The 16216-nt window shown below is 65.5% G+C and carries 14 protein-coding genes; 6 read left to right on the forward strand and 8 right to left on the reverse strand.

Going from position 1 to position 16216, the window contains the following annotated elements:
• Positions 1-87 precede the first annotated feature (87 nt).
• Both BLU08_RS15570 and BLU08_RS00520 read right to left on the reverse strand, forming a co-directional pair.
• Entirely contained in the window at positions 88-216 is a 129-nt protein-coding gene (locus BLU08_RS15570; protein ID WP_255361267.1) for a hypothetical protein, read from the reverse strand.
• Complete coding sequence (locus tag BLU08_RS00520; protein WP_090193986.1) at positions 213-1193, reverse strand: DMT family transporter; 981 nt, start codon at positions 1191-1193, stop codon at positions 213-215. Before BLU08_RS00520 ends, BLU08_RS15570 begins: the two co-directional genes overlap by 4 nt.
• Positions 1194-1291: 98 nt before the next feature.
• Here BLU08_RS00520 and BLU08_RS00525 point away from each other — a divergent pair, with 98 nt between their 5' ends.
• Entirely contained in the window at positions 1292-1540 is a 249-nt protein-coding gene (locus BLU08_RS00525) for a hypothetical protein (RefSeq protein ID WP_233996031.1), read from the forward strand.
• Positions 1541-1654: 114 nt separating this feature from the next.
• Here the strand turns inward: BLU08_RS00525 and BLU08_RS00530 are convergent, their stop codons facing one another.
• A complete protein-coding gene (locus tag BLU08_RS00530; protein ID WP_090193989.1) occupies positions 1655-3199 on the reverse strand; it encodes a CpaF family protein in 1545 nt (514 codons plus the stop codon).
• Between the two features lie 316 nt (positions 3200-3515).
• Here BLU08_RS00530 and BLU08_RS00535 point away from each other — a divergent pair, with 316 nt between their 5' ends.
• The gene (locus tag BLU08_RS00535; protein WP_090193991.1) at positions 3516-4646 is read left to right on the forward strand and encodes a glycosyltransferase; all 1131 of its coding nucleotides are present in this window, start codon (positions 3516-3518) and stop codon (positions 4644-4646) included.
• On the opposite strand, the gene BLU08_RS00540 is transcribed toward BLU08_RS00535, so the two are convergent.
• Genes BLU08_RS00540 through BLU08_RS00550 form a run of 3 tightly spaced genes read right to left on the reverse strand, consistent with a single transcriptional unit; the run spans position 4591 to position 6641 of the window.
• A complete protein-coding gene (locus BLU08_RS00540) occupies positions 4591-5547 on the reverse strand; it encodes a lysylphosphatidylglycerol synthase domain-containing protein (RefSeq protein ID WP_172800948.1) in 957 nt (318 codons plus the stop codon). The two genes, BLU08_RS00535 and BLU08_RS00540, sit on opposite strands and share 56 nt — an antisense overlap.
• The gene (locus tag BLU08_RS00545; RefSeq protein WP_090193995.1) at positions 5544-6350 is read right to left on the reverse strand and encodes a class I SAM-dependent methyltransferase; all 807 of its coding nucleotides are present in this window, start codon (positions 6348-6350) and stop codon (positions 5544-5546) included. The genes BLU08_RS00540 and BLU08_RS00545 overlap by 4 nt, the downstream gene beginning before the upstream one ends.
• A 3-nt stretch (positions 6351-6353) precedes the next feature.
• A complete protein-coding gene (locus BLU08_RS00550) occupies positions 6354-6641 on the reverse strand; it encodes a hypothetical protein (RefSeq protein ID WP_090193997.1) in 288 nt (95 codons plus the stop codon).
• Positions 6642-6735: 94 nt separating this feature from the next.
• Between BLU08_RS00550 and BLU08_RS00555 the strand changes: the two genes are divergently transcribed.
• Positions 6736-8106, forward strand: coding sequence for an IS1380 family transposase (locus tag BLU08_RS00555; RefSeq protein WP_090193770.1), 1371 nt, complete (start codon positions 6736-6738; stop codon positions 8104-8106).
• A gap of 60 nt (positions 8107-8166) precedes the next feature.
• Here the strand turns inward: BLU08_RS00555 and BLU08_RS00560 are convergent, their stop codons facing one another.
• The gene (locus BLU08_RS00560) at positions 8167-9690 is read right to left on the reverse strand and encodes a glycosyltransferase family 39 protein (protein WP_157674399.1); all 1524 of its coding nucleotides are present in this window, start codon (positions 9688-9690) and stop codon (positions 8167-8169) included.
• Positions 9687-10718 carry a glycosyltransferase family 2 protein gene (locus BLU08_RS00565; protein ID WP_090194002.1) on the reverse strand — a complete coding sequence of 344 codons (1032 nt, stop codon included), beginning with the start codon at positions 10716-10718 and terminating at the stop codon, positions 9687-9689. Before BLU08_RS00565 ends, BLU08_RS00560 begins: the two co-directional genes overlap by 4 nt.
• 158 nt (positions 10719-10876) lie before the next feature.
• On the opposite strand from BLU08_RS00565, the gene BLU08_RS00570 reads away from it, so the two are divergent.
• The 3 genes from BLU08_RS00570 (at position 10877) to BLU08_RS00580 (ending at position 16206) form a co-directional block, all read left to right on the forward strand.
• A complete protein-coding gene (locus BLU08_RS00570) occupies positions 10877-11788 on the forward strand; it encodes a DMT family transporter (protein ID WP_090194004.1) in 912 nt (303 codons plus the stop codon).
• A 117-nt stretch (positions 11789-11905) separates the two neighbouring features.
• Positions 11906-13750, forward strand: coding sequence for a glutamine--fructose-6-phosphate transaminase (isomerizing) (glmS, locus tag BLU08_RS00575; protein ID WP_090194006.1), 1845 nt, complete (start codon positions 11906-11908; stop codon positions 13748-13750).
• A 209-nt stretch (positions 13751-13959) separates the two neighbouring features.
• Positions 13960-16206, forward strand: coding sequence for a bifunctional diguanylate cyclase/phosphodiesterase (locus tag BLU08_RS00580; RefSeq protein WP_090200812.1), 2247 nt, complete (start codon positions 13960-13962; stop codon positions 16204-16206).
• The last annotated feature ends 10 nt before the right edge of the window (positions 16207-16216 follow it).

The raw sequence follows: 16216 nt of genomic DNA on the forward strand, positions 1-16216 counted from the left end.
CCCCGGCGAAATTGGCACCGCGCGCCGGAAAGGCAACAAAAAAGGGCCCGCCGGGCGGGCGAGCCCCTTTTCGCGGTCGTGGGGAAATCAGATTTCGTCTTCGACCTCGTCCGATGCCGATTGCAGGTCCTCGCCCGCGCCGTCGACGGTGTTGCAGGCGGCCGCGGCGAGGGTCAGCGTGCTCGCGGCGATGGCGATGAAAGTCTTGCGGATCATGTCGGTCCTCCTTTGTGCTTGCACGCCGAATCAAGGTGTTGGGGCGAAGGCGGTTCCGAAACTGCGGCAGGGCGCGCCTTTTTGCGGGCGAGTTCCCGTTCGCGCCAGGCGATCAGCGCGCCCGCCCCGATGATGAGCGGGGCGCCGATCCAAAGGCTCGCCGGCGCGGCGCGGCCGAACACCTGCCAGCCGTAGAAGGTCGCCCACAGGAGCGAGGTGTAGTCCATCAGCAGGATGACCGCCGCCGACCCGAACCTGAGCGAGGTCGTCAGCATTATCTGCGCCAGCGCCCCGCATAGCGCCATGGCGAGGATGATGCCCCAGGTCCCGGCATCATGCGCGCCCGACACGAAGGGCAGGGCAAGCGCCATGAGCGGGGCGGTGATGGCGGAGAACCAGAACACGATGCTCCACGGGCTTTCGGTGGTGTTGAGGTCCTGCACCTGGAAGCTGATGAGCGCGACGAGGAAGGCGGCGACCAGACCGACCGCCGCACCCCACGGGTCGATCGCGCTGCCTGCGGCAAGGCCGAAACCGGGGCTGGTGATGACGAGCACGCCCGCGAACCCCAGCATCACGGCGCCCCAGCGATACAGCCCGACCTTCTCGCCGAACATCAGGACCGAGATCATCACCGCGAAAAAGGGTGCGGTGAAGCTGATCGCGGTCGCCTCTGGCAGGGGCAGGAGCATGACCGCGCCATAGACGAACATCATGCCGGTGATGCCGTAGGCCGCGCGCCGGGCGTGGGCGCCGATGCGCCGGGTGCGGATGGTGGAGAGCCGTCGCCACGCCGCGAGCACGCCGACGACCGCGACGACGGTGAGCGCCTGACGCCAGAAGATCAGTTCGAGCAGATGCGCCCCGCGCTCTCCGGCGAGCTTGACCAGCATCCCCATGGTTGCGAGCACGGCGGCGGTGGCAAGGCGGACGGCGAGCGCGAGCAGCGGGCGGGGGCGGGCGATGGAGCCATCCATTGCAGCGCGACTTAGGCCCCCCATGGGATTGCGCAAGCGCCGAGCGCGCCTAAATGCTCGTCACGGCCTGGGGAGTCTCCGCCCAGCGGATGCCAATGATGATCGATCTCTTCCACCGCCTTCTGCTTGCGAGCGACGCGACGCTGATGGCGCTTGCGGGGCTCGGGTTCTGGGTGGTCGCGGGGCTCGCCGCCGTGATGGAGCGGCGGCGGGTGCGAAGCCGCCCGCTTCACCGGCTCGAAGCTGTCGGCTGGGTGCCATGGACGCCGATCTTTGTCGCCTGCGCGATCATCGGTGGGGGAATGCTCTCCCTGAGCGCGCCGGTGGTGCTGGGGGAATTGTTGTAGCGCGCGCCGAAGCCTCGTCTCGGTAAGCCCCGGCGGCTCAGCCGCCGCAAGGGCGACTGCCCGCCGGCCGGCCAGGCCGCAGATACCGGGCCGGATGGCCCGGTATCGCCTGCCTCAAAGGCAGGCTTCCAGATACGCCTGGTCGAACCCGAACTGGCGCGCCTTTTCGAGCGTGTAGGGACGCAGGCCCGACGAGCGGAATTCGCCGAGGATCTTCCCGTCCTCGCTCTCGTCGAGATATTCGAACTTGAACAATTCCTGCGTCACGATCACGTCGCCCTCCATCCCGATCACCTCGGTGATGTTGGTGGTGCGGCGCGAACCGTCGCGCAGGCGCTTGACCTGCACGATGAGGTCCACCGATTCGGCGATCTGGCGCGAAATGGCTTCCTTGGGGATCTTGATGTCGCCCATCAGGATCATGTTTTCCATACGGCCAAGGCACTCGCGCGGGCTGTTGGCGTGCAGCGTGCACATCGAGCCGTCGTGGCCGGTGTTCATCGCCGCGAGGAGGTCGAAACACTCCGCGCCGCGGATTTCGCCGAGGATGATGCGGTCGGGTCGCATACGCAACGCGTTCTTCACGAGGTCGCCGATCGTGATCGCGCCCTGGCCTTCGAGGTTCGGCGGGCGGGTTTCCAGCGGCAGCCAGTGCGGCTGCTGCAGGCGCAGTTCCGCCGCGTCCTCGATCGTCAGCACGCGTTCGCCCGGGTCGATCATCTTCGACAGGGCGTTGAGCATGGTCGTCTTGCCCGAACCTGTGCCGCCCGAGATGACGATGTTCATCCGGCACGCGCCCGCGATCTTGAGCGCGGTGCACATCTTCTCGCTCATCGAGCCGAATTCCTTGAGCATGTCGAGGGTGATCGGCTTTTCGGAGAACTTGCGAATCGAGATCGCGGTGCCGCGCAGCGAAAGCGGCGGGACGATGACGTTGACGCGGCTGCCGTCCTTGAGGCGGGCGTCGGCCAGCGGCGTGGTCTGGTCGACGCGGCGGCCGACCTGGTTGACGATGCGCTGCGCGATCTGGAACAGGTGCTGTTCGTCGCGGAAGCGGATCGGGGCGAGCTGGAGCTTGCCCTTCTTTTCGATGTAGGTCTGGTCCGGGCCGTTGACCATGATGTCGGACACGTCCGGATCGTTGAGCAATTCCTCGAGCGGACCGAAGCCCAGCAGCTCGTCGATCAGCACCTTTTCCAGCGCGAACTGTTCGCGCCGGTTCAGCGTGACCTTGAGCTCGGCCAGCACTTCCATGATGATCGGGCGGAATTCCTCGGATAGCTCCTCCTTCGACAGCGTCGCCGCCGCTTCGGGATCGACCCGCTCGAGCAGGCGCGGGAGCACCTGTTCCTTGATCTTGTGGACGCTCGCTTCGAAACCGCCGACCTCGCTGTCGGCGTTGTGGACCGCGCTCATGCGCTCGGCGAGGCGTTCCATCGCGGCCGAGGTCGCGCCGCCGCGCGAGGGGTTGGGCTGCGCGGGCCGGGGCGCTTCGGGCGCGGCCGGCCTTTCCTCGCCGGGCAGGGGCGGGAACTGCTCGCCGCCGCGCGGCGCGTCGCCGGGACGCCCGCCACCCTTCATCGGCCGGGCCACTCCGAAAGCCGGTCGGCTGCCGGGTTTCATCCCGCCTGCGTTGCCCTTTTTCCCGAATGCACTCATGCCAAGCCCCCGAGGCTCCAATCAAATCAATTGCGCCACCTATCTCTCGCCTGATGGCGAAGGGCGCCTCTCGAAATTTGGTGAATAATTTGGAAAGCTTATTTTTTTCCTAAGTCTCGCGCTTGCCCGCAAAGGTTTCCGGCTGGCATGTCCCCTGCATGATGCCTGTTCTCCTTCCTCCGCCGACACTACCCCGCTTTTGCGTCGGCACGCAGACGATTTGTGTCGGCGGGGAGGCGGGGGCCCGCGCTGACTTCTGGCTCGCACCGCTGCGTATCAGGCCTTTGTCCCGCGCTTGGGTTACGGAGACGAGCCGATGAGTGCGGGGCTCGCCGCTTTCGGGGCCTATGACACGCGAAAACCGCGGGTCAGGTTGCTGCTCGGTGCGCTGCGGCGGGCTGGCGCGCTTGAAGAAGAAATCCTCATTCCTGCGTGGGAGGAGGTGCCAGAGACGAATGTTCCCTCGTATGGCCACGTTCTCCGCGTGCTTTGGCGGATGTTTCTTGGCTATCCGCGCGCGATATGGCGCCTGGCGCAAACATCGCAAGAAACCGCGATCCTGCTGCCGTATCCAGGCATTATCGAGATCCTGCTGCTTGCCCCGATTGCTCAGGCGATGCGCAGGCCAATAGTTCTCGATGCTTTCCTCCCCATCCACGATACTGTAGCAGGAGACCGCGCGCTGATCAAGCGAGGCGTGGTCACGAGCATTATCTGGTGGTTCGAGAAAATCGCGCTTGGGCGCGCTTCGCTGATCCTTGTCGACACCGATGCACATCGCGATTATTTTGCACAAGAATATGATTTAAAACGTGAAAAATTCATCACTGTGCTGGTTGGTGCTGAAGCGGGCTTCACGCCCGAGGCAGTGCAAGACGATACGGTCGAGGATGTTCTGGGCCCGCTCGACGATAGGCCCATCGTGCTGTTCTATGGCCAGCTGATACCGCTCCACGGATTGCCCACCATCCTTGAGGCTGCGGCTCTCACCAAAGGGCGCGACATACGCTGGGTGGTGATCGGTCGAGGCCAGCTCGAACCGATGCTGCGCGACGCGTTGACTCGTAGCGAGCCGAATATCGAATGGATCGAATGGATCGATTACGAAAGACTGCCGGCGGTCATTGCTCGGGCGAGTCTGTGCTTGGGCGTCTTTGGCGCTTCGGATAAGGCAGCGCGCGTGATCCCTAACAAGCTGTTCCAGCAGGCAGCTGTCGGCAAGCCGGTCATCACCCGCTCAAGCCCGGCGGTGGACCCCTTGGCGAAGCGCTTTCCATGCAGCATAATCACCGTGCCGCCGGGAGATGCGCAGGCGCTAGCGGATGCGGTGGCCAAGGCTCTCGCCCGCAAGGACGAACTCGCCGCGCTCCCCGAAGAGGCAATGCGTGAACTCAGTCCCGATGCCGGCGTAGCGCAGCTGCTGGCGAGGCTGGATGAGCCGGCATAACAAGCGCAATACCGGCGCAGGCAAAGTCTGCAAAGGTTACCGCGAGGCGCGACAGAAGGACGATTGCGCTAGCCTCGGCAAGGCCAATCGACAGGCTCAGCACCGCCAGCAGCCCGGCCTCGCGCGCGCCCAGTCCTGCGGGGGCGAAGAAAACAAGAAGCCCGGCTACCCAGGCAAATGCATAACCACTTGTGACCTGTGGCCAGTCCGACCAGTCCAGCGGAGCGCCTACGGCTTGGGACAATAAGACGATCTGAGCACCTGCAAGAAACCACGCGAGGAGCGCGAACGTGAGCGAGGCGATGATCGCGCCAAGAGGTACCGGAAAATCGATGCGCGCCATGCGCAACGCCTTTCGCTGCACCTTCGGGATAAAGCCTAAGACGACAAACACCAGCGCTGCCCCCAACACGATACGGTTGTCCGTCAGATCGCCAATTGCTTTGGGTAACAGCGCTAGCGCCATGAAAATGCCGGAAGCCAGTCCGATCAGCAGCGCAAGCCCGAGGCTTGCCATGGCTACACCGCGCGGAAAGCCCTCGCGCTGCGCGAGTTCGCCTGATGCAATGAATGACCATAATGTGCCGGGCAGATACTTGCCGATCTGGCCGACAAAAAAGATCTGCGCTGAAGCCCGCGGAGACAGCTCGATTGGTGCTTTGATGAGAAGGACGCGCCATGACGCGGCGGTCATCGCGACATTCGCCATCGCCGCCAGCGCCGCCAGCAGGATCAGGCCGTCATCAGCCTGAGCAAGCGCCGCCGAAATTCCCGGCCATTCATTCCACAGCAATGCCAAGGCAGCGATTAGCGTTGCGATCAGAAAAGCCACCCGCGCAAGGGCTTTCCAAGTCGGCTCGCCGCGTTCCGGCATGCGATCGGAAGTCGCAGCGTGGGTCACAGGGGCTTGCATGCCCGGGCAACGAGACCGACCCCGCGACCGGGGAATAGGCGCTGTGTCCAGACCATCGGGCGGGCGGCCATTTGGACAAGATCGCCCATCATCCCTCGTCCAGGCTGCATTACGCGGCCCGAAGCTGCGGTTCGCCCGGCATAGTCGGCTTTTCCAGCATCGTGCTTTGCCATGCGGATGGCGGCGAAGTTGCGGCATGCTTCGAGCACGTGCCCCGCTGGAAAACCATAAGGTTCGACGTGAATATCGACAAACCCAGCCGTATCGAGACGCTCCTGCAGGTGCTCGGGATCGTAGCGGCGGAAATGACCAACCATCTCGTCAAATAGGCTAAAACGCGCCTGCCACGCAGGCACTGAAATTACTAGCGCTCCACCCGGTTTGAGCTTGGCCTTCCATTCCTGAAGAGCAGCCGCGTCGTCTTCGATATGTTCGAGTACTTCGAACGCGCATATCGTATCGAATCGCGCGGCGACGGGCAATTCATGGCTCATGCAATTGAAAACCTGCGCCAGTCCACGAAGGTTTTTTTGCGCTGCCTTGAAGCTTTGGCCATCGGGTTCGACGGCCGTCATGGTTTCGGCCCGCCTGGCAATCCGGGCGGCTGCCGCGCCGCGCCCGCAGCCTATTTCAAGAGCGTTCCCAACGCTCTCGGGGAGCAGCCGCGAGACCACATCCCATCGTAGCGACGCATTGGGTGTCAGCGGCGGCAAGAGCCTTTCGAGCGCGGTACGCTGCGGCGCATCGAATTGCAGGTTCAAGGTCTGGTCGGCTTCCATGCTCATCATCATCCCCTAGAATCCGGTCCAGTAATTCTCAGGCGGCATTGTCTGCGGGCGCCGGGGGTTCTGGCCCCAGACAAGGCGGGCGGTTTCGCTCCCCAAGTTGACAAGGCTGACGATCCCGCGCTCCATTTCTAGCACCTCGCCGTCAGAATAGGCGATGCCGTTCACCGCAAGTGCTCCTTCGACCGTGTAAGGGCCCGGAACGCGCGCATTCCACTCAATCGCCTTGCCCGCTTCGATCTCTCGTCCGGCCAGGAAGATGTCGCCCCAGAAGCGGATATAGCCCGGATTATTCACCGGCGGTGGTCTGACGGGTTGGCGGGAGTGGCGTAAGCATTTGCATTGTTGTAGGAATGTGGTTGCTTAAGCCAGACCTGCAACGGGGCAAAATATGCCACAGACCACACCCGCCGGATGCGATGATAGCGCGTCCGTATTTTCGTTTCCAGCAGTGCGCGGCAAGAAGGTCACAGCTGCGTTTGACGGCGGCAGGCTGACCTCGGATGGCGGGGTCCTGGTGCTGGCTCAGGCCGAGCGCATGATGGGGCTCTGCCAGCGGCTTGCGGCGTGTATTGCCGATCCGCGCGATCCTGCTCGGGTGGTTCATCGGCTTGAAGATATCCTGCGCGCGCGGATGTTCGCGATCGCCTGCGGCTATGAGGATGCCGATGATCTCGACGCTCTGCGCGATGATCCGGGCTTCCGCCTTGCGCTGGGCAAGCTGCCGGGATCGGGTGCGGGGTTGGCCAGCCAACCGACGATGAGCCGCTGGGAGAATGCGCCGAGCACGCGCGAGCTGGCAAAGATGCTGGGGATCATGATCGACATCTACTGCGCCAGCTACCCCACTCCGCCGGCGGCGGTGACGCTGGATATCGATGACACCTGCGACGTCGTGCACGGCTATCAGCAACTCTCCTTCTGGAACGGACATCATGGGGAGCGCTGCTTCCTGCCGATCCATGTCTACGACACGGCAACGGGCCGGCCGGTGGCGATGCTGCTGCGCACGGGCAAGACGCCTTCGGGCAAGGAGGCGGCAGGGCATATCCGGCGTCTGGTGCGCCATCTTCGCCGCCACTGGCCCGATACCCACATCACCATCCGCGGTGACGGGCATTATGGACGGCCCGAGGTCATGGCCTTCTGCGAGGCGGCCCATGTCGATTACGTGTTCGGTCTGCCGACCAACGCCGCGCTGCGCGCTGATCCGGTTATCGTCACTGCCGCCGATGCCTGCGCGGTCCGCCGCGCCGAGTGCCAACTCCCGGTCCTGCGCAGCTATGCCGAGACCCGCTACGGCGCGAAGAGCTGGAACCGCCAGCGCCGCGTCGTCGCCAGGATCGAGGCCAGCACGCTGGGCATGGATATCCGCTATGTCGTCACATCGCTAACCCAAGGCTCGGCTGAATACATCTATGACACGCTCTACTGTGCGCGCGGGCAGGCCGAGAACTTGATCAAGCTGCACAAGACCCAGCTGGCCAGTGACCGCACCTCGTGCCGGTCGGCGAACGCCAACCAGATGCGCCTGATCCTGCACACCGCTGCCTACTGGCTGCTGTGGCGCGTTCAGCAGGCGATCCCAAAGACCACCGCTCTGGCAAAAGCCGAGTTTACGACCCTGCGCCTGCGGCTGCTCAAGGTTGCTGCCCGCGTCATGGAAAGCGCCACCCGAATCCGCGTAGCGTTCGCCTCTGCGTGCCCCGATGCCGATCTGATGCGTGCCATCGTTCTCGCGCTCAAGCCTGCGCCGACGTAGCGGGCGCGGCAGTGCCGCAGAAACCCCGAGCCAAGTCCTTCAACCAGAAAAGCCCATCGATCACAGCGCGGTGAAACAGACGCCAGCGGTGCCGCACGCCCGCTCTACGCCGCCGCACGCAGCAGTGGCGTCAAGCTCGCGCCGAGAGGCGCCCAACCGCATCGCCGTGAATAAGAGAGGATAGGTCTCGCCAAGGGCCTTGGCGTCTTCGGCGAGGAACTTGCGCCCATCGCCTTCATCGAAAAGCGCGGTGAAGTTCCGGTTGTTGTCGATGAGGAGCGGAACTGGCTCGTTGGCCATGCCTTCGACATATTCGGGATGTCCGCGCTCGAAATATTTTAGGGTCCCAATGAATGTCAGGAATTCGTTGGCCTTTGTGTAGGAACCCATCATGCCGCAGCAATCGAAATAATGGACCTTTTCGGGCACAACTTTGTGCACGGCTTCGATAAGCGCCTGCTGCCTTGGTAAGACACGGCGTTCGTCCACCACCCAGACCGCCAGCGCGTTTAGAGCGATGAAGCCCATCACCAGCGTTTCGCCATATCGCTCGACGAGAACGCGCAGCGCAAGGGCGCTCACGATGGCGACCGGCGGCAGGAGGAAGACGTAAACGTAGGGGGCGCTGTTATGGTAGAAGAGTGGCGTAAGCAGCGGCACCCATAGTCCCAACAAGGCGATGCGTTTCCCCAGCGGCAATTGCAGTCGCATCACCGTTGGTGGAGCCAACAAGGCAGCAAGCGCAAGCGGGATCGAAATGGCCGCCGCCTTGCCTAGCATGGCGAGATAGGGCGAATGCAGCAGGCCGAACATCTTGCCGCCCGCAAAGCTCAGTGTATTCGTGGCGGATGCGTTTGCCTGCGGGGAGGCACCCGATGAGTGCAGCGTGTAAAGAGCGGCGAACATGATGGCCGAGACAAGCGCGGCGGCCACCCAGCGCAGCGGGTAGGTCCGGTCGAAATCGACATCGTGCCAGCGCCACAATGCGATCCCGGCAAAGACGGGAACCCACAGGACCATCTTGATGGTGACCATCGCAGCCATGCCTATCAGCGCGCCCAGCGCAAGCATCGATGGCCAGCGCAGGCGCGTGCGCGCCGCGATGGCGAGCGCGGCTGTCAGGAAGGCCGTCACGATCGGATCGACCCGGAAAGAAGTGGCGTGCTGCAGGACAAAGCCTGCGCCTAGATAGACAGCTACCGAAAGAAGCGCGGTGCGATGGTCGGTAAAGGCCTTGGCGGTTGCGTATATGCCCGCCGCGATCACGGCGAGGAATGCCATCATGATCATGCGCGCGACAATGATGTGTTCGATCGAATTGCCTGGAAGTGAGGAAAGCCAGATAAGCGCGCGTGTATGGATCGTCTGGAGCGGCTGAATCCATTCGCCCCGGGCCACGACCTGAACCTGGTTGTAGAACCAGAACTCGTCCCAGTTGATCCCGCGCCAAAGCGCCATTGTAAGATGCAAACCGACCAGCAGCCCGATAAGGGCGTAAGGCCAGACTGCGGAAGCCTTGCCAGGCATGGCGCGGGGCAAGGCACGACCCAGCGCCGGCGCGCCTCGCGCGGTGACAGCCTTCATGGGCGGCGCCTCTTCACCGGTTCGATCGCCGCCCGGCTTGCGGGCATGACGCCATCAGTCCGCGCGCCCCGGTCCTCGGCAGCGGCGAGCCTCTCCTCAAGCATGCGCAGCTTATGCAGCGTGGCTTCCATCAGCTTGCGGTTGGTCGCGATCAGATCGGCCAGGATGCCGAGCGTTGATACCAGCACACCGACGGTCAGCAGCGCGCCGCCAATGACCAGCGACTGGATGTGTCCGTCTCCATCGCCATTGGCGAAGAACCACAGGAAGCGGCCGATCGGGAACAGCCCGATCAGCGTTGCAAGCAAGCCCAGCCCGACAAAGACGCGCAGCGCGTTGAACGTCGTATAGGCGCGCAGGATCGTAACGCCCGTTTGCTGGATGAATTTCGGGATCGACTTGAACAGCCGCGAGGGCCGCGTCGGCCCGTGCGTGCGGACCGGGACCGAGGTGATCGCCAGACGCTTGCGCCCGGCCTGGATCAGCATGTCGGTGGTGTAGCTGAATTCGGTCGTGATGTTGATCCGCTGCGCAGCCTCGCGGCTGATCGCGCGAAAGCCCGAGACGGCATCGGTGATATCGGTCGCCGAAAGCGTGCGCACGACAGCGCTGCCCAGCCGCTGGAGCAGGCGCTTGCCGGGTCCGAAATGCTCGTTGCGAGCAACCGAGCGGTCGCCGATGCAGATATCGGCCTCACCCGCCAGCACCGGGGCGACGATCTTTGCGATGTCGCCGCCTTCATACTGGCCATCGGCATCGGTGTTGACGATGATGTCAGCGCCTTCGGCAAGGCATTTGTCGATGCCTGACCGGAAGGCTTCAGCAAGTCCGCGATTGCGGCGGTGCCGGACGATGTGATGCACCCCCCAGCGGCGCGCCACGCCCGAGGTGTCGTCGCTGCTGCCGTCGTCAATGACGAGGTATTCGATCACGTCGATCCCCGGCAGCCTGCGCGGCAGCCGGGCGATTGTTTCGGGAAGCACTTCGGCCTCGTTGAGGCACGGGATCTGGATGATGAGCTTGGTCATACTGATCGCGCGGGTCCCCCTTGCGCGGGACCGGGATGGATTCCCGCCGCGCCATTGCCGTTGGCGAGCGGGCTACAGGAACCGGTTTAAGCAATCGTAAACCATGCAACGCGCCGCTCGCCTCTTGCGGCGGGCAGCGCTTTCGCGCACCGGGGCCCATGCTCAAGCGAACCGCGATCAGTGCCAGGCAGGACGAAGGGGCTATCGGCCTAGCCTACGCCGTGAGCGGGTTCGCGCTGCTTTCGGTGGGCGATGCGGTGGTCAAGACGATGGCGACCGACTGGCCGGCCTTTGCGGTCGCCGCGCTGCGGTTCTCGCTGGGCGCGCTCGGCCTCGCCGCGCTGCTGCTGCGGGCCGAGGGGCCGCGCGCCTTTCGCCCGACCCATCCCAAGCTGCAGGTGGCGCGCGGGGCCTGTCTCGCCTTCGCTTCGGTCGCCTTCTTCTCCGCGATCTACATCATGCCGCTGGCCGAAGCCATGGCGATCGCATTTGTCGCACCCGTGCTGACGCAGGCGCTCGCGGGGCCGCTGCTGGGCGAACGGGTGCGTCCGGCGGTCTACCTCGTCTCGCTCGCCGCGCTCGCCGGCGTCGCGATCATCCTCAGGCCCAATCTCGCCGAGCTTGGCCTCGCGGCGCTGCTGCCGCTTATCTCGGCGACCTTCTTCGCCCTGCTGATGATCGCCAACCGGGCGAGCGCGGGGCAGGGCAGCGCGCTGTCGATGCAGGTCTTCGTCGCCGGCATCTGCGCGCCGATCCTGATCGCGCTTGCCGGTGCGGCCAAGCTTTCGGGCGTGCCCGCGCTCGATTTCGGCTGGCCCGAATGGCACGTCGTCGCCCGCTGCGCGATCGTCGCGGTGACGGCGAGCAGCGCGCACTGGCTGGTCTATATCGGCACCGCCAGGGCGGGGGCATCGACCATCGCCCCGGCGATCTACGTCCAGATGCTGGTCGCGGTGGGGCTGGGCTGGTGGTGGTTCGACAACGTGCCCGACCTTTACACGATGGCGGGCGCGGCGCTGATCATTGCGGCGGGGCTCTATCTCTGGCGCGCGGGCGCCCGGCGCGGATAGGCGGCGATCCGGGAAGGGCGGGCTTGCCGCGGCGATGCGAAACGCTAGACCGGCAGGCGAATCGGCGACGGGCGGCGCAGCGCCCGCCGCGCAGGGCCTTGAAGGGGGTGACAGCGCATGTGCGGGATCATGGGTATCGTCAGCAGCCGGCCGGTCGCGGAGCGGCTGCTCGACGGCCTCAGGCGGATGGAGTATCGCGGCTATGACAGCGCCGGGATCTGCACCCTGCACGAAGGCGCCCTGGTGCGCCGCCGGGCCGAGGGCAAGCTCGACAATCTTGCCCGCGCGCTGGGAGAGGAACCCGCGCCCGGCAATGCCGGGATCGCGCACACCCGCTGGGCGACCCACGGCGCCCCGACCGCAACCAACGCGCACCCGCACGCGACCGGCGAGGTGGCGATCGTCCACAACGGCATCATCGAGAACTACAAGGAACTGCGCGCCGAACTCGCCGCCGAAGGGCGGACCTTCGAAAGCGAGACCGACAGCGAGGTGGTCGCGCACCTGGTCTCGAGCCGGGTCGAGGCGGGCATGGACCCGATCGACGCGGTGAAGGAGGTGCTCCCGCGCCTGCGCGGCGCCTTCGCGCTCGCCATCGCGTTCCGGAGCCATCCCGACATGCTGATCGGCGCGCGGCTCGGCTCGCCGCTGGTGGTCGGATACGGACCCGAGGGCGAGGGTGGGGGCGGGGGCGAGATGTATCTCGGCTCCGACGCGCTCGCGCTTGCCCCGCTGACGCAGCGCATTTCCTATCTCGAGGAGGGCGACTGGGTCGTGGTGACGCGCGGCGGGGCGCAGGTCTTCGATGCCGAGAACAACAAGGTGACGCGCGAAATCCGCGCTTCCGGCGCCTCGGCAGCGGCGGTGGAGAAGGGCAATTACCGCCACTTCATGCAGAAGGAGATATTCGAGCAGCCGACCGTGGTCGCGCAGACGCTCGGCTCCTACCTGCGGCGCGAGGACAACACGGTTGCCCTGCCGCAGTTCGATTTCGACCTGTCGGGGGTCAGGCGGCTCACCGTGGTCGCCTGCGGGACCTCTTTCTATGCCGGCATGGTCGCGAAATACTGGTTCGAGCGATTCGCCCGCCTGCCGGTCGATGTCGATGTCGCGAGCGAGTTCCGCTACCGCGAGCCGGTGCTGGAGGAGGGCGGGCTCGCCCTGTTCATCTCGCAGAGCGGGGAGACCGCCGACACGCTCGCCGCGCTGCGCCATTGCCGCGCGCAGGGCCAGACGATCGGCGTCGTCGTCAACGTGCCGACCAGCACCATGGCGCGCGAGGCCGACCTGCTGCTGCCGACCCATGCCGGGCCGGAAATCGGCGTCGCCTCGACCAAGGCCTTCACCTGCCAGCTCGCCGTGCTCGCCGCGCTCGCCGCGCACATGGCGGTGAAGAAGGGCCGTTTCACGCGCGAGGAGGAGCGCGAGGTGGTCGGCCACCTGCTCGAGGCGCCCGCGGCATTGAACGCGGCGCTCGACCACGACGAGGACATCGCCGCCATCGCCCCGCTCGTCGCCCCGGCGCGCGACGTGCTCTATCTGGGACGCGGGCAGGACTACCCGCTGGCGCTCGAAGGCGCGCTGAAACTCAAGGAAATCAGCTATATCCATGCCGAGGGCTATGCCAGCGGCGAGATGAAGCACGGGCCCATCGCGCTGATCGACGATGCCGTGCCGGTGGTCGTGATCGCGCCTTCGGGGCCGCTGTTCGAAAAGACCGTCTCGAACATGGAGGAGGTCCGCGCGCGCGGCGGGCAGGTGGTGCTGATCTCGGATGCGAAGGGGCTGGCCGAGGCGGGCGAGGGCTGCCTCGCCACGATCGAAATGCCGGTGGTCCACCCGCTGATCGCGCCGCTGGTTTATGCGATCCCGGTCCAGCTGCTCGCCTACCACGTCGCCGTGGTCAAGGGCACGGATGTCGACCAGCCGCGCAACCTCGCGAAATCGGTGACGGTGGAGTGAACCGGCCAGCCGCCGGGGCGCCTGAAGGCGGTTCGATTTCGGCAGGAAACCCCGTACGCTTTACGGCGCTCTAACCTTTCTCGGTTAATGCCGCTCGCGTGAGCGAACAGGCCCCCACTCCAGCGCAGCCCGACCAGCCGGGATTGACCGCCCTTGCCGTGCTCGGCCTGACCGATCGCGGCGGAGCGGATTGGGCGCGCCTGCGGGAGATGCAGTATTCCGCGCTGGCCGGGCTGACCTTCGTGAAGTCCTATGCCCACGCGCTGTTCGCGGTGCTCGTCGCGACGATCTACCGCGACGCGGTGCCCATGGTCGCGCTCGCGCTGTGGATGGCGGCACTGGCGGCGGTGCACGTGCGCGGGGCGAAGTTCGACCGCTCGCTTGGCGAGGTCGGGCATCGCAAGATCACGGTGCGCGATTTCAACCGGCAGACGCTCACCCCGGCGCTTTCGGGGCTGCTCTGGGCGGGCGCGGTGCTCGGCTTCGGTCCGATGGGCACGCCGGGCGATTTCGGCGCGCTGCTCTACATCCTCGCGATCCTCATCACCGCCGGCATGTTCTTCAACACCGCCGCACCGTTCGGCGTCGTCGTCTTCGCGGTGATCGTCGGGACGGGCACGGCGCTGGCGCTGGCGCTGGAGGGCGAATTCGTGACGATGATCGTCTCGATCGTCTTCGCCATCGTCTCGATCGTCGGCGCGGTCGAGACCGGACGCCGCTTCCTTGCCGCACGGCTCGCCGAGACGGCGATCGCGGAAAAGGAGGAAGTCGTCTCGCTCCTGCTGCGCGAATTCGAGGAGAACGAGGCCGACTGGCTGTGGGAGGTCGATACCGCCCGCCGCCTGCGCTCGGTTTCCCCGCGTTTCGCCTTCGCGCTCGGCGCCTCGCAGGCGGCGGTGACGGGCCGACCGCTGCTCGAACTCGTCAGCGGCGCGGGCTGGGGCGAGGAACGCTATCCCGAAAGCCTCCACGAACTCGCCGACAAGCTCAAGAACCGGGAGAATTTCTCGAACCTCCTGGTCGAGGTGACGATCCACGGGGAAAAGCGCTGGTGGGAATTGTCGGGCACGCCCCTGCGCGACGAGCGCGGCCGCTTCGACGGGTTCCGCGGGGTCGGCTCGGACGTCACCGAGCAGCGCGAGTCGTCGGAAAAGATCGCCTATCTCGCGCGCTTCGACACGCTCACCCAGCTGCCCAACCGGCTCCAGCTGACCGAGGCGCTGGGCGATGCGCTGCGCTATGCCGAGAAATGGCGCTCGAGCTGCGCGCTGCTGATGGTCGATCTCGACCGTTTCAAGGCGGTGAACGATTCGCTCGGCCACATGACCGGCGACAAGCTGCTCGCGCAGGTGTCCGCCCGGCTCCAGGCGCTGATGGACCAGGACCTCTTGGTCGGCCGGCTCGGCGGGGACGAATTCGCGATCGTGATCCGCGATGCGAGCGACCGCGAACGCGTCCCCGCGGTCGCGAGGCGCGTGATCGAGACGCTTTCCGAACCCTACCAGGTCGAACAGCACACGCTCTATGTCGGCGCCAGCGTCGGTTCGGCGATCGGCCCGCGCGACGGCAGGACGGTCGAGGAACTGATGCGCAATGCCGACCTCGCGCTCTATCAGGCGAAGGACATCGGCGGGGGCGAGCATTGCCGGTTCGAGCCGGTCCTCCACGCCTCGGCCGAGGAACGCCGCCAGCTCGAGGTTTCCCTGCGCAAGGCGCTCGGCCTCGAGGAATTCTTGCTGCATTACCAGCCGGTGGTCGATGCGCGCAGCGAGCGGGTCGTCAGTTTCGAGGCGCTGGTGCGCTGGCATTCCTCCGAACACGGCTTCGTCAGCCCGGGCAAGTTCATCCCGCTCGCCGAGGACACCCGCCTGATCGTGCCGATCGGCAAGTGGGTGCTGCGAAAGGCGTGCATGGAGGCGCGCGAATGGCCCGAGGAGGTCAAGGTCAACGTCAACGTCTCGCCCGAACAATTGCTCGAACCCGATTTCCACCAGGACGTGGTCGATGCCCTCGCCGCGAGCGGGCTGCGGCCCGAACGGCTCGAGGTCGAGGTGACCGAAAGCATCTTCCTGCGCGATGCGAGCGTCGCGCGCAACGCGCTCGAACAGGTCATGGCGCTGGGCTGTTCGGTCGCGCTTGACGATTTCGGGACCGGCTATTCCTCCCTCGGATACCTCAGGAAACTGCGCTTCTCGACGATCAAGGTCGACCGCAGCTTCGTCCAGGGCGCGGCGCAGGGCAATAATGAAAGCCTCGCGATCATCAACGCCGTGGTGGCGATGGCGAAGAGCCTCGACATGACCACCACGGCCGAAGGGGTCGAGAACGGCGAGGAGGCGGCGCTGATCCGCAACCTGGGCTGCGACAAGATCCAGGGCTTCTATTTCGGCCGCCCGATGTCGAACGAGGAAGCGCGTCGCCTGTTCAGGACGCAGCGCCGCCGCCTGAGCGCCTGAACCGGGCCGG

Origin of the sequence: Erythrobacter sp. HL-111 (genome assembly GCF_900105095.1) — a bacterium.
GTDB lineage: Bacteria > Pseudomonadota > Alphaproteobacteria > Sphingomonadales > Sphingomonadaceae > Erythrobacter.